Annotated in this window: 20 protein-coding genes; 12 read left to right on the forward strand and 8 right to left on the reverse strand. The window is 60.9% G+C overall.

The window, feature by feature from the left end:
* Nucleotides 1-21 precede the first annotated feature (21 nt).
* The 6 genes from AB4Y87_RS03285 to AB4Y87_RS03310 form a co-directional block, all read right to left on the reverse strand.
* Complete coding sequence (locus AB4Y87_RS03285; RefSeq protein WP_442003056.1) at nt 22-981, reverse strand: substrate-binding domain-containing protein; 960 nt, start codon at nt 979-981, stop codon at nt 22-24.
* 91 nt (nt 982-1,072) lie between these two features.
* Nucleotides 1,073-2,092 carry an ABC transporter permease gene (locus AB4Y87_RS03290; RefSeq protein ID WP_442003057.1) on the reverse strand — a complete coding sequence of 340 codons (1,020 nt, stop codon included), beginning with the start codon at nt 2,090-2,092 and terminating at the stop codon, nt 1,073-1,075.
* Nucleotides 2,093-2,120: 28 nt separating this feature from the next.
* Nucleotides 2,121-2,930, reverse strand: coding sequence for an SDR family NAD(P)-dependent oxidoreductase (locus AB4Y87_RS03295; protein WP_442003058.1), 810 nt, complete (start codon nt 2,928-2,930; stop codon nt 2,121-2,123).
* Entirely contained in the window at nt 2,931-4,484 is a 1,554-nt protein-coding gene (locus AB4Y87_RS03300) for an FGGY-family carbohydrate kinase (protein ID WP_442003059.1), read from the reverse strand.
* Entirely contained in the window at nt 4,477-5,445 is a 969-nt protein-coding gene (locus tag AB4Y87_RS03305; RefSeq protein ID WP_442003060.1) for a transketolase family protein, read from the reverse strand. Before AB4Y87_RS03305 ends, AB4Y87_RS03300 begins: the two co-directional genes overlap by 8 nt.
* Nucleotides 5,442-6,320, reverse strand: a complete 879-nt coding sequence (locus tag AB4Y87_RS03310) for a transketolase (protein WP_442003061.1) — start codon at nt 6,318-6,320, stop codon at nt 5,442-5,444. Before AB4Y87_RS03310 ends, AB4Y87_RS03305 begins: the two co-directional genes overlap by 4 nt.
* Nucleotides 6,321-6,705: 385 nt before the next feature.
* Here AB4Y87_RS03310 and AB4Y87_RS03315 point away from each other — a divergent pair, with 385 nt between their 5' ends.
* On the forward strand, nt 6,706-7,158 hold the full coding sequence (locus AB4Y87_RS03315; RefSeq protein ID WP_442003062.1) for a 6,7-dimethyl-8-ribityllumazine synthase: 453 nt from the start codon (nt 6,706-6,708) through the stop codon (nt 7,156-7,158).
* A gap of 172 nt (nt 7,159-7,330) precedes the next feature.
* Here AB4Y87_RS03315 and AB4Y87_RS03320 read toward each other — a convergent pair whose 3' ends face one another.
* On the reverse strand, nt 7,331-7,978 hold the full coding sequence (locus tag AB4Y87_RS03320; RefSeq protein ID WP_442003063.1) for a TetR/AcrR family transcriptional regulator: 648 nt from the start codon (nt 7,976-7,978) through the stop codon (nt 7,331-7,333).
* A 227-nt stretch (nt 7,979-8,205) separates the two neighbouring features.
* Between AB4Y87_RS03320 and AB4Y87_RS03325 the strand changes: the two genes are divergently transcribed.
* The 10 genes from AB4Y87_RS03325 to AB4Y87_RS03370 all read left to right on the forward strand — a co-directional run bounded on the left by AB4Y87_RS03325 (nt 8,206) and on the right by AB4Y87_RS03370 (nt 22,307).
* Nucleotides 8,206-8,388, forward strand: coding sequence for a hypothetical protein (locus AB4Y87_RS03325; RefSeq protein ID WP_442003064.1), 183 nt, complete (start codon nt 8,206-8,208; stop codon nt 8,386-8,388).
* Nucleotides 8,389-8,418: 30 nt separating this feature from the next.
* Complete coding sequence (locus tag AB4Y87_RS03330) at nt 8,419-10,221, forward strand: sigma-54-dependent Fis family transcriptional regulator (protein WP_431114663.1); 1,803 nt, start codon at nt 8,419-8,421, stop codon at nt 10,219-10,221.
* 226 nt (nt 10,222-10,447) lie between these two features.
* On the forward strand, nt 10,448-11,395 hold the full coding sequence (locus AB4Y87_RS03335; protein WP_442003065.1) for a C-terminal binding protein: 948 nt from the start codon (nt 10,448-10,450) through the stop codon (nt 11,393-11,395).
* Nucleotides 11,396-11,415: 20 nt separating this feature from the next.
* On the forward strand, nt 11,416-12,708 hold the full coding sequence (locus AB4Y87_RS03340) for an aspartate aminotransferase family protein (RefSeq protein WP_442003066.1): 1,293 nt from the start codon (nt 11,416-11,418) through the stop codon (nt 12,706-12,708).
* A gap of 2 nt (nt 12,709-12,710) precedes the next feature.
* Entirely contained in the window at nt 12,711-13,610 is a 900-nt protein-coding gene (locus tag AB4Y87_RS03345) for a fumarylacetoacetate hydrolase family protein (protein ID WP_442003067.1), read from the forward strand.
* A 30-nt stretch (nt 13,611-13,640) separates the two neighbouring features.
* Nucleotides 13,641-15,731: a hydantoinase/oxoprolinase family protein gene (locus AB4Y87_RS03350; protein ID WP_442003068.1), complete on the forward strand. Its 2,091-nt coding sequence runs from the start codon at nt 13,641-13,643 to the stop codon at nt 15,729-15,731.
* A gap of 2 nt (nt 15,732-15,733) precedes the next feature.
* Nucleotides 15,734-17,494: a hydantoinase B/oxoprolinase family protein gene (locus AB4Y87_RS03355; protein WP_442003069.1), complete on the forward strand. Its 1,761-nt coding sequence runs from the start codon at nt 15,734-15,736 to the stop codon at nt 17,492-17,494.
* Between the two features lie 83 nt (nt 17,495-17,577).
* On the forward strand, nt 17,578-18,711 hold the full coding sequence (locus AB4Y87_RS03360) for a Gfo/Idh/MocA family protein (RefSeq protein ID WP_442003070.1): 1,134 nt from the start codon (nt 17,578-17,580) through the stop codon (nt 18,709-18,711).
* Nucleotides 18,712-18,912: 201 nt separating this feature from the next.
* The gene (gene iolD / locus AB4Y87_RS03365; protein ID WP_431114670.1) at nt 18,913-20,862 is read left to right on the forward strand and encodes a 3D-(3,5/4)-trihydroxycyclohexane-1,2-dione acylhydrolase (decyclizing); all 1,950 of its coding nucleotides are present in this window, start codon (nt 18,913-18,915) and stop codon (nt 20,860-20,862) included.
* An 89-nt stretch (nt 20,863-20,951) separates the two neighbouring features.
* The gene (locus AB4Y87_RS03370) at nt 20,952-22,307 is read left to right on the forward strand and encodes an aldehyde dehydrogenase family protein (protein ID WP_442003071.1); all 1,356 of its coding nucleotides are present in this window, start codon (nt 20,952-20,954) and stop codon (nt 22,305-22,307) included.
* A 77-nt stretch (nt 22,308-22,384) separates the two neighbouring features.
* Here the strand turns inward: AB4Y87_RS03370 and AB4Y87_RS03375 are convergent, their stop codons facing one another.
* Complete coding sequence (locus AB4Y87_RS03375) at nt 22,385-23,569, reverse strand: Gfo/Idh/MocA family protein (RefSeq protein ID WP_442003072.1); 1,185 nt, start codon at nt 23,567-23,569, stop codon at nt 22,385-22,387.
* Between the two features lie 189 nt (nt 23,570-23,758).
* Here AB4Y87_RS03375 and AB4Y87_RS03380 point away from each other — a divergent pair, with 189 nt between their 5' ends.
* Nucleotides 23,759-24,526 carry an SDR family NAD(P)-dependent oxidoreductase gene (locus tag AB4Y87_RS03380; protein WP_442003073.1) on the forward strand — a complete coding sequence of 256 codons (768 nt, stop codon included), beginning with the start codon at nt 23,759-23,761 and terminating at the stop codon, nt 24,524-24,526.
* Nucleotides 24,527-24,541 lie beyond the last annotated feature (15 nt).

Genomic DNA, 24,541 nt, shown 5'->3' on the forward strand with positions numbered 1-24,541 from the left:
CAGGCGCCGCCCGTTGCTCGGTTACGGGTGGTTGGAGATGAACGGGGCGACGTTTTCCTTGGTGGTCAGGACGCCATCCTGCAGCTGCTCGGCGGGCAATTTCTCACCATTGATGAGCTTGACTGCCGATTCGACGGCGAGCTTGCCCATCTTTTGGGTCGGCTGGCAGATAGTGGCTGCGAGGGTGCCGTCCTGTACGGCCTTCAAGCCTGCGACGTCGCCATCAAACCCTACGACCGTCACGTTCTCAAGGCCTGCATTCTTTGCTGCCTGCGCGGCACCGAGAGCCAATGCATCAGCGCGGCCAAAGAAGATGTTGATGCCCGGGTTGGCCTGGATCATGTCCGTGGCAATTTGGAAGCCTTCATCCTGTGCCCACTGCTTGGAGGCCTGACGGGCAACCTCCGTGATGCCGGGAAATTCGGTCATGGCGGACTTGAAGCCTTCGTCGCGGGCCTGCTCCGGAGTGGTACCGATCTGGCCTTGGATGACTCCGAGTTTGCCGGTCCCGTTGACGGTCTTGCCGACCCACTCCCCAAGAGCCTTGGCAGCCTTGACGCTGTCGGTGGCAATGAAAGTGTTCCCTGGGGCTCCCTCAGGGTTACGGTCTACTGTCACGATGGGGATGTTGGCTGACTTTGCAGCCTTCACAGGGACAGTCGCCGCGGTCGCCCCCGCCGGGATGTAGATAATCGCGTCGACCTGCTGGGTAATAAAGTCTTGGATCTGCGACACCTGCGTGTTGGAGTCGCCCTTGGCGTCGGCAACTACAACCTTGACGTTTTCTGCTTTGGCCTCGGCCTCGACGGCCTGGCGGATCTGGTTGAAGAAGTCTGCCTGCTGGTTGGCAACGGCGAGGCCGATCGTCTTCTGTTTTGAGTCTCCGCCGCCTGAGGAGCCGGAGCCGGCAGCGCCTGAACAGGCGGCGAGGGATAAGCTGGCGGCAACAGTTACGGCCGCGATGGCGATTTTCTTGAACACTTTGTATATCTCCTTTGATAAAGCGGTTTGGTAACGCGGGATTAGGTGGAGTCCTCCGGGGCCAGTGACCACCATTGACCCCGGAGGAGGATTAGGGGCGCTGCTTGCGGCGCAGGACGTCGGCCATAACTGCGATGGCGATGACAAGACCGATGACAATTTGCTGGATGAACGGGGATACGCCCAGGAGATTCAGGCCGTTGCGCAGCACACCGATGATCAGGACGCCAATCACCGTTCCACCGATGCGACCAACGCCGCCGTTAAGGCTGGCTCCGCCAATGACGACGGCTGCGATGACATCGAGTTCATATCCGCTACCGTCCCCGGGTTGTGAGGAATCCAGCCGGCTGGCGAGCACGATACCTCCGAGCGCAGCAAGGACGCCAGCAAAGACGTAGACCCAGATGGTTACTTTTTTGACATGGATGCCTGCAAGCCGGGCGACTTCCGAGCCGCCGCCGATTGCGTAGACTGACCGGCCGGATGCGCGGTATTTCAACCAGCTCCAGCCCATCAGGTAGAGAAGTGCAACAACGATCAGCGTGATGGAGAAATAACCGGCGTAGCGCTGGGTGGAGAGGTCGGAGAACCACTCAGGGTAGCCCACGATCTGTTGGCCGTCGGTTATCAGGTTGGCCAGCCCGCGCCCGACGGACATCATGGCCAGGGTTGCGATGAAAGGTGGGAGTTTGGCGAAGGTGATGCCAACGCCGTTCAGCAAGCCTGCGAGCCCGCCAACTACAAGGGCGGCGAGCATGGCCATCCATAGCGGCCAGCCGGCGTTGTGGGACGTCCACCCCAGGACCATTGTTCCCAGGCCGAGGACCGATCCCACGGACAAGTCGATGCCGCCGGTGAGGATCACAGCTGTGGCGCCCACGGCAAGGATGCCGAGGACCGAGACCTGGTCCAGGACGTTGATGATGTTCCGGGGAGTAAAGAAGACGGGGGAGAGGATGCTGAAGACAACCACTAGGACTATCAGCCCGAGCAGTGCGCCTCCGCTTCCGGTGAGAATGCGCGCGCTGAGGTTTGAAAGACGGGTTGTTTTGGCTTCGGACCCTGCTGGATTCACTTCGCCAGGGCGATGGGCTACTTGTTGACTCATGATTGACTCCGTTGGCAGTTGAGATGGGCTAGTTCATGAACATTCCGCCATCAATATTGATGGCCTGTCCGGTGATGTAGCTTCCTGCGTCGGAAGCCAAAAAAAGCAGTAAATTTGCGACGTCTGCGGCCTCCGCCGGGCGCTTGAGTGGAATCCCATTGATCCATTCCTGAATGAGTTCGCCGGGTTTGTAATTGCCGAGGCGGCTTCCCCATTCGCGGTCGTTGTATTCCCACATCTCTGTTTTCACGATCCCGGGGCAGTAGCTGTTTACCCGAATCCCTGAGGGCGCAAGTTCCTTGGCCAAGGACTGGCTAAGCCCGATCACACCGAACTTGCTGGCGGCATAGTGAGGAGTAAAAATGAAGCCCTGACGACCCTGTCCGCTGGAGGCATTGAGGATGACGCCGTTTTCACTGGCTCTCAGTAGGGGAGCAGCTTCGCGGCAGCAGAGGAACACTGCCGTCGTATTGACCGCCAGTACCCTGTTGAACTCCTCCAAGCTAAGTTCCTCAAGATTGGCAATAGTGATGATGCCGGCGTTATTGACCAGAATGTCCAGCGCGCCCCAAAGTTCCACCACCCGTGCGAAGGCTGCCTTGACTTCATCTTCTTTGGTCACATCTGCGACGGCGTGTTCAACTTCGAAACCTGCTTGCCTGAGGTTTTCGGCCGAGTCGGCCACTTTCGGATCGCGGTCGACGATCAGCACCGAGGCGCCGGCTTCGGCAAACGCTTGGGCTATTCCGAGGCCGATTCCGCTGCCACCCCCTGTGACCAGAGCACGACGACCTTTGAAATGACCTGCAAAAATTTCTGATCCAATCGGCTTTGTCATTTACCTGCTCCTTTCACTGGCCACCAGCGTGTCGTCCTGCCGCGCGTCCACATTGGATTCGGCTGGAGGAGCCCAGCGGGCCCGGGCGACAGCGCGAGACCAACTCAATTTCCGTACGGCAGCCGCTCCGGAAGTGATCTCCGGGCGGATCTCGGTACGGTTTCGCGGCCAGGCCGCGATGTCCTCAGCACTGCACAGGCCGCTGTGAATAGCCGCCATGTGGGCGACTCCCAGAGCAGACAAGTCAGCCACAGTGCTGCGGAGGACGGTCCGTTGGCTCAAATCTGCCTGCATTTGCATCAGCCAGCTGTTGGAGGTAGGGCCACCATCAGCGAGAACGGAGCGGATTGGTGTGGAAATAGACTTCTCAGCCGCCGACAAAACATCTTCGATCTGCAGGACGATGGACTCGAAGGCTGCCCGGGCCAGATGAGCCGCGGACGTACCGAGATTGAAACCACTGATGGACGCTTCGGCACATTCGTCCCACCACGGCGCGCCCAGCCCCGCGAAGGCGGGCACGATGTTCACGCCGCCGGCGCCATCTACCGTCCTGGCCAAGGAGTCCAAGTGTGCGACGTCAATATCGAGGACTTGGGCAAGCCACATAGCTGTGGCTCCGGTCGCCAGGATGTTGCCCTCAAAGGCGTACCGGGGAATACCATCATGCCACGCCAAGGTCTTGACCAGCCCTGGCAACAGCGCCGCCTGTGTCGACTCTGTCAACAATCCCATGATGGAGCTGCCGGTGCCGTACGTGGCTTTGACCGTCCCGGGTTCCCGCACGCCATGGGCGTACAAGGCCGAATGAGAGTCACCCAGCACGGCGCATACGGATGCACCGGCGGCGTCGGAAACGGTCAGCGGCCCGCTTGGTTCGCTTGACGGCACAATCTCCGGCAGTACCTGCGCCGGGACCCTGAAGAGATTCAGAAGTTCAGCGTCCCAGTCCACGGTGTCCAGATTCATCAGCTGGGTGCGGCTAGCATTGCCGGCCTCGATGCGGTGCTGACCCGTAAGGCAAGAAACAAGCCAGGAATCTACTGTCCCTGCAGCGATTTTGCCGCCTAGGCTCAACCGCCGATCCGGATCCACGCTGTCCAGCAACCACGCAAGCTTCAGGGCCGAGAACATCGGGTCGATCGGTAGTCCACTGATTCGCTGCACGGTAGGACCTGCGCCGTCACTGAGCAGTTCCTTTGCCCGTTGTGCTGTGCGGCGGTCTTGCCACCCAAGGATTGGACCCAGCGGCTGCCCGGTGGCCTTGTCCCATATCATGATCGATTCACGCTGCGTGCTAAGGCCAACGCCCCGGACCTTGTGTGAATCAAAGGCTTTCAGGCTCTGCCCGATTGCAGATATCACGCTGTCCCTGATGACCAGAGGATCCTGCTCCACCCATCCCGGCTGGGGATGCTGCTGACTGAGGCTCACGTGCGCACGGCCGAGGATTTCGCCGGTTGCGTTCATGACGAGTGCCTTGGTTGCGCTCGTGCCCTGGTCCACTGCGACAACGACAGCAGAGCCAGCGGCGGCACGGTTCTGGCTAGACACGGTTCAGTGCCCCACGTACTGCTTTGGCAATGTCGTCCGCTTCAAGGCCAAAGTGTCCCAGCAGGTATTGGGTGCTGCCGGTGGGAGCGAAGTCTTTGAGTCCAAGGATGCGAAGCGGCACCCGCGCGTCGTCCTCGAGTTGAGCGACAACGCTGGCCACGGCCGCGCCGAGCCCTCCGGCAACGTTGGCTTCCTCAGCTGTGACAACGGCACCCGTTTCACGGGCTGCCGCGGCGATCGCCGTCTCATCGAGCGGGCTCAGGTAGGTAGCGTTCAGCACCCGGACCGAGATTCCCTCCGCATCCAGTGATGCCGCAGCCCATAGGGCACGGGAAACTTCAGTGCCGGTTGCAATGATGGTCGCGTCGGAGCCTTCGCGGGCCGTGACGAACTTGCCGCGTTCAAGGCTGGAGTCATGGTCAGAGACCTTGGGGACCTTGAACCGGCCGACACGGATGTAGGTCGGTCGCGGGTTTGCTGCGGCGTTGCGGACGGCGGCCCGGGTCTGGTCCCCGTCTGCCGGGATAACGATGTCAAGGCCAGGCAGGGCGCGCAGCCAGGAGAAGTCCTCAACTGAGTGGTGCGTCGGGCCGAGTTCGCCGTAGGCCATGCCTGGGCTCATGCCGCAAAGGATCACGTTGTGCTGGCTGTAAGCCACGTCGGCTTTGATCTGCTCCAGAGACCGCCCGGTCAGGAAGGGGCCAGCGGCGCAGACGAAGGGAATCAGGCCGGCGTTAGCCAGGCCGGCGCCCACGCCGACCATGTTCTGTTCGGCGATGCCGACGTTGATCAGACGGTCCGGGAATTCGTCCCGGAATTTCGTCAGGTTGCTGGAGCCGACGGAGTCGTTGCAGACCGCAACTATTCGCTCATCAACTCGTGCAAGGTGGATCAGCTCGTCGGCGAAATCCTGCCTGTTGTCGAAGGTGGGTGCTTCTTTGAGCACAGTTGTCGTGGTCATGAGAGCTCCTGGAATGCCTGTGTGGTCTGTTCAGCGGTGGGTACCTTGTGGTGCCATTCAACGCGGTCCTCGATAAAGGACACGCCCTTGCCCTTGATCGTGTTAGCGATGACACCGACGGGTGAGCCGGTGGTGGAGGGCGCCATTGCTTCGATGAGGGCGTTGTAGTCGTGGCCGTCGATGACCCTGACCTCAAGCCCGAAAGCAGCGAGGCGTGCGTCGAGTGGATCAAGCCCGTTGGTCTCTTCCGTACGTGCACCTTGCTGGAGCCGGTTGCGGTCCACAATGACGTGGAGGTTGTCGAGTTTCTGGTGGGAAGCGGACATCAGTGCTTCCCAGTTGCTGCCTTCCTGCATTTCACCGTCGCCGAGCACGACGTAAACATTGGCTCCGTTTCCGCGCAGCTTGGCGCCGATCGCAGCACCTACGGCTACGGGAAGGCCATGGCCCAAGGGACCGGTGTTCGTTTCAACTCCGGGAACCTTAACCCGGTTCGGGTGACCATTCAATGGTGAGAGCGGTTCCATAAAGGTCGTCAGCTCATCCGCCGGGAAGAAGCCACAGTGGGCCAGCGTCGAATACAGGGCAGCCGCGCAGTGGCCCTTGCTCAGGACGAACTGGTCCCGGCCGTCCTTTCGGGGTTCCTCAGGGTCAACGTCCAAAACCGCGTCAAAGAGGACAGTGAGGATATCGGTCACGGAGAAGTCCCCCCCGATATGGCCCTGACCTGCCGTGGCGATCATCTGAAGAATAGAGCGGCGCGTGGCCTGGGCCCGTTCGTGCAGCTTCTCGAAGCGAAAAGAGGCGTCACCCGCCAATAGTTCCTCTCGAAGGGACCGCCACTCCGCGGCTTGTGAAGCATCTGCTGTAAGCATCTTGCATATCCATTCAGTAGTGACTGTATGTGAATATGTTACGTAAGGCACACGGAGCTTGTCAACGCATTGAAGAGTGGGTGCTAAGGAGGTGGCCTCTAGGCCTCGCGGTGTACTGCACGTTCGTGGTGAGCATGCAGGATTGCCTGAGTTTTGAGAGGGCATCCCGGGGGAGTGTCGGATGTGGGCCAAGACTCCAAGCCGCATTTCAAAGCACAAGCGATTGGAGTAGTGGTGGTGCGTTCCATAGTCGGTTCTCGCCGCATCTATAGCTTTGGAGCTGTTCCTTTCGAGGCACGGCACCACCCATGCCCAGTCACACTGCAGTCGGGATCGGGAGCCGCGTGCAAGAATTCTTGGAGGACATCCATGAAAGGAACTCTCTTTGACAACCCAGCCTGCTACCTCCTTCCGCGTCGCCATTGTGGGAGCCCAATGGCACTCTGACATCGTTGATCACGCCCTTGACAGTTTTCAGGCGCGACTCAAGGAACTCGGCGTACCCGACGTCGACGTTTACAGAGTTCCCGGGGCCTTTGAGATACCGCTCCTCGTCCGCCGTTTGGCATCCTCTGGACGTTACGACGGCATTGCCACCTCTGCCTTGGTGGTTGACGGGGGTATCTATCGCCATGAATTCGTAGCTGGCAGCGTCGTGGACGCGCTCATGAAGGTGCAGATGGAAACGGACGTTCCAGTCTTTTCCGGCGTCCTTACTCCTCACCACTTTCACGAGCACGACGAGCATAAAAACTACTTCTCGCGGCACTTTGTCGCCAAGGGGCAAGAGTTGGCAGATGCACTCGCCTCGACTCTTTCAACGTTGTCATCGCTTTAGGGCTGTCGCCCTCGCTCCACCGGCTTTCTGGGCGAGGGTGAACTAGTCGAAGAAGCGCGCACAAAAGCAAGCGATGCCTCAAGGGTGGCAGTTGCGCGATTTCGCCTCAGCGGCGAACCGGTTACTTCTCGAGCACCCGGTTCGCCGCTGGCAGCATCTCCTTCTAAATCCTCTAGAAATCCATCTCCAGAATGGTTCTGGATAGCGCGACGGCGCGGTCGGTAAGAGCCGTGAGTTCTTCGTCGTCAGCGTCTGTAGATGCCCACCGTGTGGCACCTTCGAGAAGAGTCATCACCACTCTTACCCGTTCTTCAGGTTGCGTAAATCCCATATCGACGGCGGCGGCGACGTACATGTTTTGGTGCAGGTTTACCCAGTCGTCCACTTGAGTGCGCAGTTCACGTGGCAGTATGTTCGCCATTCTGTCCGTGGCTACCAGTAGGTCCCACAGGTTGCTTTCCGGAAGCGTCAACTGTCGAGTGAAGTGGAGCCGCACCATCTCGTCCCAAAATTCCCCTGCCGACTCCGCTTGGTCAACGGCTTCCAGGAGTGCTAGGCCGAATCGATGAAAGTGCCAGCGTAGTGATTCCGCCACGATTTCGTCCCTACCGCCTGGAAAATGCGAGTAGAGGCTCGGCGGTTTGATGTTGACGGCATTGGCGATGGTCCGCATGGATACGGAGTTGAACCCATTGGCGATGGCGAGTTGCAGGAAAGCCTCAAGTATGTGTCGTCGCGAAGCTCCCTGACCCGCCCAGTCCCACTCTTCCAAGCGGTGGGCGAAGGTGTCGCGGGCGGCTTTGTAGGACGTGCTGCTCATGATTTGACACTAGCAGTTGTGAGGACGTCACCTTGGCTGACATAGCCACCTTCGTGACCTAAACATGGATCTAATTTCTTGAAAACTCTTGGCTAACGATCATTAGTTAGCTATCCTGAAAGAGGCGCAAAGCAGCACCTGCTGGCTCCGCCGTCATCAGTGCCATAAGCGGGAAGGAACGAATCATGTCAGGCGAAGATTCGAACCGGGGGGCTAGAGGAAGCAGCATGATCTGTGGCAGTGGGCTTTCGGGCATGGTTTCCGCCTACATCAGCGCCAAGGCGCTGGATGACAGTGCAGCCCACGACGAAAGCTGGCACGCGGAGCAAGCTTTCCGGCCCAAGCGCCAGGGTTGGGTAGGTAAATGGCTTCCCTCCCGCCGCGGTGGTACTACTACCGCCGTCTCCTAATTCCGGGCTCCACCAGAAAGAACTACTGTCATGGCCTCTGCCCAAGTACTTTCCCCTTGGCTGCCGCAAGAGTCGATGCGCCAAATAGACCGGCTACGCGAACTCTTCATCATGCAGCCCCACGCCGACCTCACCGGTGTTCGACCCATCGTGGCGCGCTCCTGGTACAGGAGTCGGGCTGCGGGTGTTGATGCCGTGGTGGACCGAGGATTCTTCGACGAGGGCCGGGTGGACGAATACACCATCCAGGCGGCAGGTCCACACCTCCAGAAACTGGATGAGGTTGCCGCCGACCTCGGTGGCTACGTCAACCTGACAGCGCCTAACGGCGTACTGGTCAAAGCAGACTTCCTGCGGGATGACGGCTTCCCTGCCGGATACTCGCTGCTGGAGGAAAGCTGCGGGAGCAACGGTGAAGGTCTGGCACTGGAAGAAGGACGTGGTGTCTGGCTCGCGCCGGAGGAGCACTTCCGCGAGGACATGCGGGGTAACTGGTGCTTTGCTTCGCTGGTCCGGGACCCGTTCCACAACAGGGTCCGCGCTGTCATCGGGCTTACTCTGCCCGCCAATAGGGTGTCCACGCTGGAGCCGTCGTCCACGTTGTTGATGCTCGAGGGGGTGGCTTCCAGGATTGAACGCGACATTGAGGTCCGGACGTCGTCCAAGGAACGGGCGCTGCTCAGCGAGTACTTGAGGGTCTCCCGCCGCAGGGGCAACCGCGCCGTGATTGCCCTTGACGGCAAGAACTCCCTCCTCAACGCTTCCGCAACGGCTACGTTGGAGGACGGCGATGTCTCCATCATCTCTGGGTACGCGAAATCGGTGATGTCCTCAGGCCGTGAGCTGAATTGCGAGGTGTCACTCCAAGGGCCTGGGCTCTCCACCTTGGAAGTATCACCAGTCACATTGTCTGCGGCTAATGTCGGGGCAATCGTGGTGGTCCGGCCACATGCGCCCGCCAAAGATCGCGCTACCGAGCCCGGAAGCAGCCAGGTCAACCTGCAGAATTCCCTGCCGGACACGGCGGACCGTCTCCTAAAGCATCTTGACGGGACGAGTTTGGGATTCAAACGCACCTTGAACCTGGCCAGAAAGGCTGTGGAGCAGGAACGTTCGGTAGTTGTCATCGGCGAACTGGGTAGTGGGAAGCGCCGGCTTGCTGGCGCCATTGCAGCCATGCGTGGCGAGCAGATCGTGGTTGACGCCAGGGGTGGCGCGCTCCGGAATCCCCAACTTCGGGATGTCATCCATCGTGTATCCACTGAACTGCCATCCACGTTGATCGTTGAACATGCCGACGAACTGTCACAAAGCGAAGCCACTGAACTCGCCCGGAACCTGCGGGGCAACGCCACCACCAAACTCGCATTCACTATCACGCACCCGACCGATGCCACCCTGATTCTCTCTGAAGCCTTCAATGTCCTGGAGATTTCAGTTGAGCCCTTGCGCAACAGGAGGGAAGACATTCCGCAACTTGCGAACGCGATCGCTGAAGAGATGGGGGACCGCAGGTTGTCCCGCCGGCTTCTCACAACGTTGACGCATGCAGACTGGCCCAGAAACATCGACCAGCTACGCGCAGTGGTGTCCAATGCTGTTGAACGGGCCGGTGGTGCAGAAGTAACGGTGGACGATCTCCCCCAGGGCTTCCAGAGGGTATTTACCAAGGGTCGGTTGTCCCGGCTGGAGGACGCCGAACTCAGCGAACTCCGGACCGCTCTACAGGAAGCCGCCGGTAACCGAAGCCTGGCGGCAGAGACCTTGCAGATTGGCCGTTCCACGCTTTACCGTCGGATGGACTATTTCCGCAGCCGAGGGTTCGACCTCTAACTTTGAAGCACGTTTAAAGAAGCCGGCCACCGCGTGTGGCCGGCTTCTTTGTGCCTCCGTCCAAACCGGCAGACGGGTGCGTGGGACAGTGTCCCACCCGGGTGTCTCGATTTGGTACGGATGGGCCCGGACATATCGCGTTCTACTTGAAATCACCCGGACACCAGCACCCTTCCAAGGGGTGCTTGGCAGATGAAGAGGGTACAAAACGAACAGGACGGCGACTATGACCCGCGATGCCCAGGGAACCATTCTTGTGGCCCCCCATCACTTTCCGAACCTGGACCGCGAGCACGCGCTCGCGGAGGAATTCGGTTACACGCTAAACCCGGCTGCCGATGTCGAAGCCTTCCGTGAAGGACTTCCCGAAGCCGATATTGTGATGATCACTCCTTACGCGAAACTCACCGCTGCGGACTTCCCTGTGATGTCCAAGTGCAAGGCTGTGATCCGCTATGGAATCGGCTACGACAACATCGATGTTGCTGCAGCTACGGCGGCAGACATCCCGGTGTCGATTGTCCCGGGGACAGCTTCGGAGGAAGTGGCTTCGCACGCTTTCGCCATGGGGTTGGCATTGGCCCGCAGGCTTCCCGCAGGAGATGCATCAATCCGTGATCTCGGCTGGGCCGGGACCATCGGCTATGACACACCGGTACTGTCCGAGCTCGAAGTCGGCGTCCTGGGTATGGGGCGCATTGGCCAGCACGTGGCCAGGATGTACCAGGCTGTTGGCGCCCGAGTAAGGGCCTACGACCCGTTCGTGACAGACAGCTTTGTAGAGCTGACCGGACTCGAGGACATCCTCGAAAACTCCGACGTCGTCTCGCTGCATCTGCCGCTGACAACAGACACGGCAAACCTCGTTTCCGGGGTTGTCCTGGCACGTATGCGCAAGGGGGCGGTGGTGGTCAACGTTTCCCGGGGCGGACTCATCGATGAATCAGCTCTTGCCGAAGCGCTTGCCTCCGGTCACATCGGCGGTGCGGGCATCGACACGTTTGCAGAGGAGCCCCTGCGTGACGGGCACCCTCTCCGCTCGGCCCCGAACACCATCCTGACTCCGCACATTGCGTGGCGTTCCAACCGCTCCACCGGGGCGCTGCAGGACGGAGCCGTGGAACGGGTTCGCCTGGCCCTGACCGGGCAACCGCTCATCGACCTCGTGAACTGAAAAGACTGGAGAAAAACCAATTGGGAACAAATAACCACCTGGAAAAGGTCGCGGAGCGCCAACCCGCGGAGGATCCACATTTGCGCAGAGGACCCCGCGGCTTCCCTCTGCTGCCCGGCGGCTACGGCCGTTCAACGTATTACACGGGAGCTCCGAGCCCCTACGCCATCCGAGGGGAGGGGTACCGCGTCTGGGATGACCGTGGCCGGGAACTCATCGACGCGAACAACAACTTCACGTCGCTCATCCACGGCAACGCGCACCCCGAGATCACGGAGGCCGCTACGAAGGCGCTCAGCGCCGGCGCCAGCTGGGGAATTCCCAACCTCTACGAGTGGGAACTGGCGGATCTCTTGTTGTCCCGCCTGCCTGATCTTGACCAGGTACGATTTGCCAACTCCGGTACTGAGGCCGTGATGTCCGCCATCCGCATCGCCAGGGCGAGCACAGGGCGCGAACGGGTCATCGTCACCAAGGGCGGCTACCACGGTACGTCCGAGGTGGCCCTGGTTCCCGGCGGACCGGCATATCAGCGCGGAGTCACACGCGGCGTGATCAAGGACGTCACCGCGGTGCCGCTCAACGACGTCGACATCCTGCGCCAGGAAGTTGAAGCTGCACCTGATTCCTACGCCGCGATCATCTTGGACCTGCTGCCCAACAGGGCAGGTCTTCTCAGGATCTCCGAGGACTTTGTACGCACAGCTCGTGAGCTTGCGACGCGGTACGGGATTGTTCTGATCATTGACGAAGTCATCAGCCTGCGCCTCGGATTCAATGGTTTCAGCGGTGAATACGGCGTTTCACCGGACTTGCTGACCACAGGCAAGTTGATCGGCGGCGGCTTCCCCGTCGGCGCTGTGGCCGGGCGGGCTGAACTTATGGCCGAAGTCGACCCGACCCATCCGGGCAGCCTGCCGCACGGCGGAACTTTCTCCGGAAATCCGGTGAGCATGGCTGCGGGAGCAGTCGCCGTGCGACTCTTCACTCAAGAGGAAGTGAAGAGGCTCAATCACCTCGGTGACATCACCCGCGACGCTGTGAACCTGAAGATCGCCGACGCCGGCTGGGAAGTCCGAGGCCGAGGTTCACTGCTCCGCGCGGTTCCAGCCGGCGCGGAGAAGGTCGACGAAAAGACCCAGCACGAGCTCTGGTGGGCTTCCTACGAGCGGGGACTGCTCGGCTCGCCCGCAAACCTCTTGTCCTTGTCCACCCCTATGGACGAGAAGGTGGCAGGGGACATCGCTGAGCGCCTGGCCGAAGCCGTGCTCGCTGTTGCCGGACGGACCCCGGGCATGGAAGGCGGGAAGTAGCCATGAAGATTGTCTCCTACCACCATGAGTCAGGCGTCCGAGGGGGAGTGCTGATCGACGATATTGTCTTCGATCTGGAACTGCTCCTGCAGGGCTCAACTGAGGCAGTCCATGGTGCGCCAACTTCGGTCCGTGAATTCCTGCAGCTCTACGGCGACCGGATCTCCGCGATCTCGGCCGGGATCACCAGTCTCGCCGCCCAGGACCCGGTAGCCCGGGTGGGCGCGGTGACCGAGGTTCGGTTGAGCACCCCGGTCACGGATCCGTCCAAGGTGCTCTGCATCGGTCTCAACTACAAGGACCATGTGGCGGAAACCGGCCGGGCCTTCCCGGAGTACCCGGACGTGTTCGCAAAATTCGCCTCCACCATGGTGGGTCCGGAGGACGAAATCGGCGGTGCCCACGTCAGCGACAACCTCGACTTCGAAGGGGAACTTGCCGTTGTCATCGGGCGGCGGGCAAGCGTGGTCCCTGAAGAGGAAGCACTTGACTACGTTGCAGGCCTTGCTCCACTGAATGACGTCACAGCACGCGATCTCCAGTACCGCGGGACGCAGTGGCTGGCCGGCAAAGCCGTTGACGGCTCAACCCCTTGGGGCCCGGCACTAGTCACGCTGGACCAAGTGGGGGATCCGCAGACACTGGACATCGCGACGCGGGTAAACGGCATCGAAGTGCAACGTTCCAACACGCAGTACCAGATCTTCTCCATCGCCCGAATCGTCTCCTATCTGTCGAGCTTCCTCACCCTTGAACCGGGAGACGTCATCGCCACCGGTACTCCCAAGGGCATTGGTGCCAAGCGGAATCCTCCAGTCTGGCTTGAGCCGGGCGACACGGTGGAAATCGAGATCGAAAAGGTAGGGCTGCTCCGTAACCGCGTCGGCAAGCCCCAGCAATAACCCCTCCAACTCTACGAAAGTTAGAAACCCATGAGTGAAGTACAGACACAATCAGGTGAAGCGAGGTACCGCATCGCCGTTGATACCGGTGGCACGTTCACGGACGTGGTGGTCGGATCAAATACAGGCGACATGGCGGTTGGTAAGGCACTGACAACCTATGACCGCGTTTTCACCGGCTTCGAAGCCTCTGTTCGCCGGGCAGCCGAATCGGTTGGCTGGAGCGGGGACGACGTCCTGCGCAACGCGGATGTGATTGTCTATGGCACCACACACGCCACCAACGCAGTTCTGACGGGCAAAGTGGCCAAGACGGCCCTGTTGACCACGGCTGGTTTCGCCGACACCCTGTTGCTCCGTGAAGGCGGCCGCCGGGACGCCTTCGACTCCAAGGCTGCATACCCGCCGCCTTACATCCCCCGTCACTTGACTTTTGAAATCACCGAACGCATCTCCGCAGAGGGCGACCTGCTGGTGCCGCTGGATGAAGAGCAAGTGCGTGACGTTCTGGGATCCTTCAAGGAAAAGGGAATCGAAGCGGTGGCCGTTTCCTTCCTCTGGTCGATCATCAACGACGCACATGAAAAGCGCGTCGCGGAACTCATCCAGGAAATCCTGCCTGGTATTCCCTTCACGCTGTCCAACGAGGCCAACCCGACCATCCGCGAATACCGCCGCTCCTCGGCAGCCTCGATCGACGCCTCCCTGAAGCCGCTCATGGCAGACCACCTGGGCAAGCTGCGCGGCGACCTCCAAGAGTACGGTTTCGGTGGTGATCTGTTGGTGGTTACCTCCGAAGGTGCGGTACTCGACGTCGCGGACGTCCTGGACCGGCCGGTACTGTTGCTTAACTCCGGTCCGTCCATGGCACCGCTTGTTGGCGCGGCAGCTGCTCCGGAGCGGGACACTGTAGTTGTCTGCGACATGGGCGGCACCACGTTCGACGTATCCCTTGTTGAAGAGGGCGTTGTTCGCCATACCCGGGAAGCATGGCTGGGTGAGCCCTTTGTGGGGCACCTGACCGGTCTGTCTTCGGTGGCCGTCTCCAGCATTGGCGCCGGTGGCGGCAGCATTGCATGGATCGACGGCGGTGGCCTGCTTCGCGTGGGTCCCCAGAGCGCCCGCAGTACTCCAGGTCCAGCCGCCTACGGACGGGGTGGCGAGGAGCCCACGGTGACTGACGCTTGCGTCGCGTTGGGCTACCTTGACGCTGATGGTTTCGAGGGTGGGTTCACGCTGGACCGCGAGGCAGCTGTGAGCGCCATCGATACCCGCATCGCTGGCCCCATGAACATGGACACTTTGCAGGCGGCACAGGCGATCCTGGACGTCTCTGCCAATCACATGGCCACGGCGATCCGCCAAGCCTCGCTGGAACAGGGTGTCGATCCCAGGGGCGCCCTTATTGTGGCCGGCGGTGGCGCAGGTGCCATGGTGGCGGCCGCCATCGGTGTCCTCCTGGAGGCTGACACCATCCTGATTCCCGCGACCGCCGGCGTGCTCGCCGCGTATGGTGCCCATCGCGCTCCGATCGCTACGGAATTCCTCTCACCACTGCACAACGACACCCGTAGTTTCGACGCCGGATCCGCCTCCCGGGCTGTTGAGGATCTGACGGGCAAGGCCGAGGTCTTCGTGAAGCGGTTCGACGGCGTGGGCGACGCCCCAAACGTCACCTACTTCGTCGATGCCCGCTACCCGGGGCAGGCATGGGACTTGCGTGTTTACCTGGATGCTGCGCCGGACACCGCGGGCGACGCTGCCGGAATCATTGAGCGCGCCTTCCACGAAGAGCACGACCGTCGCAACGGCACCCATGATCCGGACAGCCGCGTAGAGATCATCACCTGGGGCGTCCGCGTGGAAATCCCACGGCCCGAGCACACGAAGGACCAAGCCGAGGTCAGCCGTGCAACCGAAGTCCATCGCACAGACTCCATCGTTTTCGGTGGCGAGAGTTTCAGCACACAGCGGTACCGCGGCGTCACCCTTGCCCCGCGGGACAAGATCGTTGGCCCAGCTGTCATCGACCAGCCCACAACGACCATCGTGGTGCCACCGGAGTGGAACGCCACGCTTGACGAACGATCCAACATCTACCTCACCCGTAAGGAGGCGTAACCATGACACGCGAATTCGATCCCGTAAAGCTCTCGGTACTCGCCAACGCATTTGACGGCATTGTCCGGGAAATGACGAGCGGCCTGCTGCGTTCGGCCCGTTCCTCCGTCATCAACACGGCCCGCGATTTCTCCTGCGCCGTGTTAACCGCAGACAACCAGTTGCTGGCAGCAGCAGAGGGTGTCCCCGTACATGTCTTTGGAGCAGGCCCGCTCGGCGAAGACATGGTGGAACTGCATGACGACATCCGCGAAGGTGACGCGTTCCTCCACAACGACCCTTACATGGGCAACTCGCACGCTGCCGACCACGTGATCCTGGTGCCGATCTTCATCAAGGAACGCCACCTCTTCACTGCCGTCACCAAGGCCCACCAGGCCGACTGCGGCAACTCGCTGCCCACAACCTTCTTCGCAACAGCACGGGACGTGTACGAAGAAGGTGCCCTCATCTTCCCGTGTGTCCGGGTTCAGCGCGACTACACGGACATCGACGACATCATCCGCATGTGCCGGTCCCGCATCCGCGTACCGGACCAGTGGTACGGCGACTACCTCGCCTCAGTCGGTGCATCGCGCATCGCCGAACGCCGCATCCACGAGCTCGCCGAAAAGTTCGGAGTGGAAGACCTTGTGGACTTCGTGGACGCCTGGTTCGACTACTCGGAACGCCTCACCGCCAGTGCGATCGAAACGCTCCCCGAGTACGTCCTCCACGGCTCATCGGTTCACGATCCCTTCCCCGGCACAGGCCCGGAGGGTGTTCACCTGCAGGCAACCCTCGAGGTGAAACCCAAACAGGGCAAGATCGTCATTGACCTGCGCGACAACCCCGACAACCTTCCCAACGGCCTAAACCTCACGAAGGCCACGGCCACTGGCGCCGCACTGGCAGGCATTCTGTCCGGCATCCCGGAGAACCTCCCGAGTAACGCGGGGACCTTCCGCCGGGTAGAAGTGCTGCTGCGTGACGGCTGCGCCGTTGGAGTCCCGAAGCACCCGTACTCCTGCTCGTCGGGGACCACCAACCTCGCCGACCGGGTGGTAAACATCGTCCAGGCCGCCTTCTCCCAAATCGACGACGGCTACGGTACCGCAGAGGGGGCTGCCGGGCAGGCACCCGCAAAGTCGGTCATTTCCGGAATCGACGAACGCAATGGCAACGCCTACGTCAACCAGATTCTGGTGGGCGGCGTCGGCGGACCCGCCACACCCTACGTTGACGGTTGGCCTACATACCAGCGTCCTGTCTGTGGTGCGCTTCTCTACCACGACAGCGTTGAGGTAGACGAGCAGCGCTACCCCATCCTGGTTCACGAACGCACCCTGGTGGCTGACACTGGGGGAGCCGGCAGGCAGCGAGGAGGACTCGCGACCCGGGTGACGATGGAACCCCGTGGGGAAAGCGTCACTCTTACGTACGGAATTGAGGGCAAGATCAATCCGCCGAAGGGCGTCCGGGGCGGTTACGACGGTTCGGAGCCTTCAACCTGGGTTGAAGACCTCAAGACGGGCGAACGCCGCGAGATCCCCGTGGTGGGTCGCTACGACCTCCAGTCCGGTGAAAAGGTTGTATCCATCACTCCAGGTGGTGGTGGATACGGTGATCCGCTGGAACGCGACGTCCTGGCGGTCCTTGACGACTATCGCGAATCACGGGTTTCCCTGGAGGCGGCAGCTGCACTATACGGCGTGGTCATCACCAACGGCGGCGTTGACGAAACAGCCACGGCAAAGACCCGCCAAGCGCGTCTGGTCGGCTAGCAGTATCAGCCATAGCAACTTATTCCGGGGCGAGGTATAGTCCTCGCCCCGGACGGTTTCACTAACTACTGACGGAGATACACATGGAACCCATTCGAGTCGGCATCATCGGCGTCGGAAACGTTCTCAACCAATACTTGGACAAGATCGGCGTCCACCCTGACGTAAAAGTCGTGGCACTCGCCGACGTCAATGCAGAGGCCGTTAAAGCCCGGGCAGCAGAATACTCGGTTCCCAAGGCCCTCACGCCGGAGGAACTGCTCGCCGATGACGAGGTTGAATTGATCCTCAATCTCACGCCCCCGAAGCTCCACGCACCGGTAACCCTCCAAGCCATCGCCGCAGGCAAGCACGTCCTCTCGGAAAAGCCGTTTGCCACCTCCTTGGAAGAAGCACGCCAGATCCTGGACGCAGCCCGCGAAGCCGGGGTGAAAGTGGGTTCGGCGCCAACCACTTTCCTGGGTTCGGGCATGCAGACCAGCCGAAAGCTCATAGATGACGGCTGGATCGGTGAGCCTGTGGCCGCTTTCGCGTCCTTCGCATGCCGCGGCTATGAGCACTGGCACCCGAACGTCGACCCCTTCTACAGCCCCGGTGCCGGCCCGATGCTGGACATTGGGCCCTATTTGATCACCAACCTGGTGAACTTCTTCGGTCCAGTTAAGCGGGTTTCTGCGACCACGCCGCGTTCATCTGAGACCCGGCCGCGTCCGGGCAAAGAGGGCGAAGTCATCCACATCAAAACCCCAACGCACGTTACCGGCACTCTCGACTTCGAGTCCGGTGCGACTGCCACCGTCATCGTCAGTTGGGACATTTGGAACCACAATCTGCCGCACTTGGAGATCTACGGAACAGGTGGCTCCCTGGCTGCACCGAACCCGGACCACTTCTCCGGAGCGCCCGTGCTTCGCCGTGGCGAACCCGGTGACTTGGCTCTGGATATGACTCCTCCGGGTGGAGGCGACTGGCGGGAAACGCCCATCACCCACCGGGATGACGCCTATCGCGGCATCGGCTTGGCTGAATTCGGCTATGCCATCCGCAAGGGGCTGGAACCGCGCACAGGAGGCGACTTCGCGTACCACGTGCTCGAAGTCCTCCTCGCTTTCGAGGCTTCCTCGGAGCAGAGCCGCCACATCGAGATCGAAAGCACCTGCGAGCGGCCACGGCCGCTGCCATCGGTGGGGCCGCAGGAGCCCTACCGCTTCGACTAAAGAGACAACAAGAAAACAGCAGCCGACGACGGTACTTACGTGCCGCCGTCGGCTGCTGTTTTTCTGACCTCTGCTGTTTTCCGCTGAAGATCCCGGCCGCGTATCAAAGTGGGACACACCAGCGCTTCACCACAGTGAAAACCTGAAGTTCGGGCGAATCGGTTTGCAAATGCCGACGCACCTTCGAATTTAGGAGATCGCATGACTAGCACAGCCGCTGCTGACATCGGCACCGTGGTCGACAACAAGGCCGTCCGCCGCCGCACTGTCGCACAAGCAATCGTTGAATACCTTCAGGTCCAGTACAGCGAATTGGACGGTGAACGTCGGCGCCTCGTTCCCGGAATGTACGGCATCTTTGGCCACGGCAACTCCGTTGGCTTGGCGCAGGGAATCGACGAGTATGGCGTGGACTTTCCTCACTACCAGGGCAAGAACGAACAGTCCATGGTCCATGCCGCCATCGGCTTTGCAAAGGCTTCCAACCGCGCAGCAACCCTTGCTTGCACGGCCTCCGCAGGGCCCGGCTCCACCAACATGGTTTCCGGTGCCGCCACGGCAACCACCAACCGGCTCCCCGTGCTTCTTTTCCCTGCTGACATCATCAACAACCGTTTTGGTGATCCTGTTTTGCAGCAGATCGAACATCCGGTAGAGCGGGACGTCTCCGCCAACGACTGCTTCCGTCCGGTCAGCCGCTACTTCGACCGGATCACTCATCCGGCTCAGCTGCTGTCCACCCTTCCTGAGGCCATGCGTGTCCTCACCGATCCCGTGGAAACCGGCGCCGTTGTGGTGTGTCTGCCACAGGATATTCAGGGAGCGGAATTCGACTTCCCGGAATCCTTCTTCACACCGCGGGTGTGGCACATTCGTCGTCGCCCGGCCGTGGAGGACGAATATCGGGATGCTGCCCAAATTATCGCGAACGCCGAGCGTCCCCTGCTGATTTCAGGTGGTGGCGTCCGGTACTCGAAGGCTCAGGACGAACTGGCACGCTTCAGCGCTGAGTTCGGCATCCCGGTCACTGAGACCTATGCAGGCAAGGGCAGCGGCCCCATAAGCGAGCTCAATCTGGGTGCGCTGGGTGTGACGGGAACGGTGGGAGCCAACGAAATCGCCGACGGAGCTGATGTTGTCATCACTGTGGGCTCACGACTCCAGGACTTCATCACCGCATCACACTCGCTGTTCCAGAACCCCGACGTGAAGTTCGTAAACCTCAATGTTGGCTCGTTCGATGCCCACAAGATGGGTTCCCTCCCTGTCATCGGCGATGCAAAACTTTCCCTTGCGGCGCTGCGGGAACGATTGGCAGCAGCCAATTACGGCACCTCCGATGATTACCGCAGCGACATCGCGGACGCCCGGAAGGCCACTTTCGAGGTTCGCAAGCACGACCTTCAGGCATTCCCCGGTGAAAACATGAGTCAGGCCCAGGTTATCGACGTGCTGAACCGCACGGCAACCAACCAGGACGCACTTATCCTGGGCTCCGGTGGTGTGGTTGAGGGTATCCACAAGGCCTGGGATCCGTCCAACGGCGCCGAAATCCACTTCGAGTACGCCAACTCGTGCATGGGCCATGAAATCCCGGCCGGCCTCGGCTACCGGATCGCACGAGGGGACGCGCCAGGGGAGGTATACGTCTTGATTGGTGACGGCACCTACTTCATGCAGCCTACGGAACTGGTCACTGCGGTACAGGAACGCAAAAAGATCATCACCATTGTGATTGACAACCGCGGGCACCAGTGCATTTGGCCACTGCAGGTCTCAAAGGGCGGACCTGGCCGTGAGTTTGGTACCCAATATCGGGAACGTAGCAACGAGTCCGGTCGCCTCGACGGACCAGTTCTGGACTTCGACATCGCGGCGAACGCTGCCAGCATGGGTTGTGCAGCATGGTCCACTTCCACCGTTGAGGAGTTCCAGAATGCGCTTACGGAGGCCAAAGAACTGGATGGCCCCGCGGTCATCGTCGCTCGAGTCGAGCCTTGGCGCTACCTGTCCGGCAACGGTGCCTTCTGGGATGTGGGAGTGCCCATGACCTCGCAGCGTCCGGGTAGCCAGGAAGGTACTGCGAAGCACCTTGAGGGCCGCGCCCGTCAGCGCTTCTACGCAGCCACCACTGCACCTGACGCGCATTAAACGCAACGGGCGGGACTGTCATGCGACGGTCCCGCCCGTCCCTTTTAGGGGGAACCCCATCCCAAATTTCCGATAAAGGAGTAACCACTATGAGCGCATTTGCCGTTATTGATCCAGCCACCGGAACCACCCACGCACAATATCCCGCGGCCACAGACGCAGAGGTGGAAGCCGGCCTGAGCGCAGCCCAAGCGACTTACCAGGACTGGTCACGCACCACCACCGTGGCTGAGCGGGCTGCTTTGGCCAAGCGTCTGGCAGAGCTGTTCGTGGAACGCAAGGACAAGCTTGCAGCCATCATCAATCGGGAGATGGGCAAGCCCCTCCCACAGGCAGCCGGAGAAGCGGAATTCTCCGGTGCCATCGCCGCAGCCTTCGCCGAGCATGCATCGGAATGGCTGGCTGACGAGGAACTTGAGGTAGCCGATGGCTTGCGGACTTTCTTCCGTTACCAAGGCCTGGGCGTAGTTCTGGGCATCATGCCGTGGAACTACCCGTACTATCAGGTGGCACGCTTCGCGATTCCCAACATCATCCTGGGCAACACCGTGATAGTCCGCCATGCGAGCCAATGCCCGGAGTCCGCGCTGGCTCTTGAAGAACTCTTCCGCGACGCCGGTTTTCCGGACGGCGCCTACGTTAACCTCTTCGCCACGCATCAGCAGATCTCGGACATCATCGCGGACGACCGAGTCCAAGGCGTCTCTCTCACGGGCTCGGAACAGGTGGGCGCCATAGTGGCGGAGCAGGCTGGCCGTGCTTTGAAGAAGTGCGTGTTGGAGCTTGGTGGTGCTGACGTATTCCTTGTGCTGGACACTGACGACGTGGATCAGGCCGTGAGAAAAGCCGTCATGGGCCGGATGGGCAACACTGGCCAGTCCTGCAATGGCTCCAAGCGGATCGTCGTGCTGGACAAGTACTTCGACGAGTTCTCCGAGAAGTTCAAAGCAGCAATTGCCGGCCAGTCCTTTGAGAATGGTGATTTCGGTCCGCTCTCTTCAGACTCTGCCACCAAGTTCCTCAAAGAGCAGGTGCAGGGAGCCCTCGATCAAGGTGCCGAGATCCTCGTAGGCAACAATGAACCGCAGGGCAATGTCTTCACCCCGACGGTGATTACCAACATCACTCCTGCCATGGACGTCTACAGCGAAGAGCTCTTCGGACCTGTTGCACAGCTCTACAAGGTCAGTAGTGACGAAGAGGCCATCAAACTCGCGAACTCGTCGCCGTATGGCCTCGGCTCCGTGGTGATCTGCGATGATCACGAGCGTGCCGAGCGCGTCGGGAACCAGCTCGACGTCGGAATGGTCTTCATTGGTGCCTATGACCTCAGCGGAGCGGACGTGCCGTTCGGCGGCGTTAAGAAGTCCGGTTATGGACGTGAGCTGGGCAAGGTTGGCATGCTTGAGTTTGCCAACAAGAAGCTGTTCCGGTTCGCCAAGTAACTGGAAACGTTAAACGAGGAGGCCGGATCGCGATGGTGATCCGGCCTCCTCTTGTTGTGGGTGGAGCGTGGTGGTGCCTAGGCCTGGTAGGTCGTCTGCCCCGAGACTTCCGGGACCTCAACCCAGTCACCGGAACCCGCGCTGCGCAACGAAGCATCTACAAGTTCGGAGGCTGACCATCCGTCGGCGGCGGACGGACCAAGCTGCTTGCCTTCCGCAACTGAACGGAGGAACAGCGCGGCTTCGATGGTCTTGAGGTCATTGAACCCGATGCCCGGGCCGGGTCCGGGTTGGAAGCGTCCGAACTCGCCGAAGGATGGCGGCGTCATGATGGTTCGGTAGCCGCTACGGTCTGTAGCGAGCTCAAGTTGGTTCATGCGCTCGAAGTTCCAGCGCAGGGATCCCTCGGTGCCGTACACCTCGATGATGTATTCGGCGTGAGGGCCGATGGCTACGCGTGTGGACTCGAACATGCCGATCGCTCCACCTTCGAATCGGGCGAGCATGGCGGTGTAGTCCTCGTTTTCCACTTCGCGGGTGACGTTCGAGGCCTTGCCCATATCGAAGGAGTTCGAGGAGTTTCCTGCCGGCAGGGGCCGGTCCTTGATAAACGTTTCCGTGACAGCGTTCAGCGACGTGATGCGACCCACAAGGAACTGAGCGAGGTCAAAGCCGTGGCTGAGGACGTCGCCCAAGACGCCGGACCCGGCACGGGCCTGCTCGTAACGCCATGTAAACACCTGGCTTGGATCTGAGGCATATCCGGTCAGGAGGCGGATCTGCACGTTAGTGATGCGGCCTATGGCGCCGGAACGGATAAGCCTGCGGGCTTCCGCCACAGCCGGGGCATGGCGGTAATTAAACCCGACCGAAGTGATAAGCCCTGCAGCTTCGGCTCCTTGGGCAATCTCACGGGACTCCCGTGCGCTGCGACCCATGGGCTTCTCTATCCAGAAGTGCTTGCCGGCCTCGATCGTGGCAAGTGCTATTTCGTGGTGGAGGAAGTTGGGGGAGCAGATGGATACAACATCCACGTCCGGGTTCTCCAGCACCTTGCGGTAATCCGTGGCCGTTTCCTTATAACCAAGTGCGTCCTCGGCGTGGTGGCGGCCAGCGTCGTCCGGGTCCGCGGCGATCACCAATTCGGGATGCCGGGGCAGTTCGGGGAAGAACTGTTTGGTGGCCAGGTACGCACGTGAATGCAACCTGCCCATCCAACCAACCGAAATCAAGCCAACCCCAATACGGTTCTGCTGTTCCACGATCACTCCTTTGGTCTTTGCCGCGCTCGGGCGGTGCTGTGCCGCAGACTGACCACGGCATCTGCTGATCAGCCTAGGAACCCATGGCGTGTGCGCTGTGTCTCAATGTGAGACAGCCAGCGGCGGGGTACCGCTGTTTTAGTGGAACGTACTAGTCCGCAACTGCCGAGCAAGAGGAGCCCGTCGACGATGATGGACCGCAACCAACCCCTCCGGACGGAACCACTTCGAGTACTTATCACTGGTGCCACATCGGGCGTCGGGGAGGCGACCGCAAGGCTTTTCGCCAACCGAGGCGCTCGGGTGGCACTGCTGGGTCGACGCTCTGCGGAACTTCAGCGGGTGGCACAGGAGATCGGCGATGGGGCGCACACGGTTGTTGCCGACGTCGCCCATTCCGACGCGGTTAAGAATGCCGTACGGGGAGCGGTCCACGCACTAGGTGGCTTGGACATAGCGGTCAACGCTGCTGGTGTAGCCGGCCACGTGGCTTTGGAGGACCTGACCGAGGACCTCTGGCGCGAGGTGCTGGATACGAACCTGTCAGGAACTTTTTACGTGTCGCGGGAGGCTGCGCTCCATATGCGGCGGTCCGGAGGAGGGGCCATCGTCAACGTGGCATCCGATCTCGCCGCCATGGGCGTGCCGGGGCTTGTCCACTACTGTGCGGCGAAAGCAGGCGTCGTGGGACTCACCCGCGCCATGGCGCTGGAACTTGCTCCCCTGGTACGCGTGAACGCCGTTTGCCCAGGGCCGATTGACACGCCCATGATGCGTGAGGGCCTGGCTGCGGCGCCGAATCCAATTGAAGCCCGGCGATTGAAAGAGAGCACAGTGCCGCTTAACCGGCTCGCGGATCCGGACGAGGTGGCAGCAGCTATCTATTTCCTGGCGGTCGACGGCACTTTTGCTACGGGAACCAGCATGGCGTTCGACGGCGGCACATCGGCCGCGTAGGAGTCACCAATTACC

The sequence above is a fragment of the Paenarthrobacter sp. RAF54_2 genome (assembly GCF_052113945.1).
Lineage (GTDB): Bacteria > Actinomycetota > Actinomycetes > Actinomycetales > Micrococcaceae > Arthrobacter.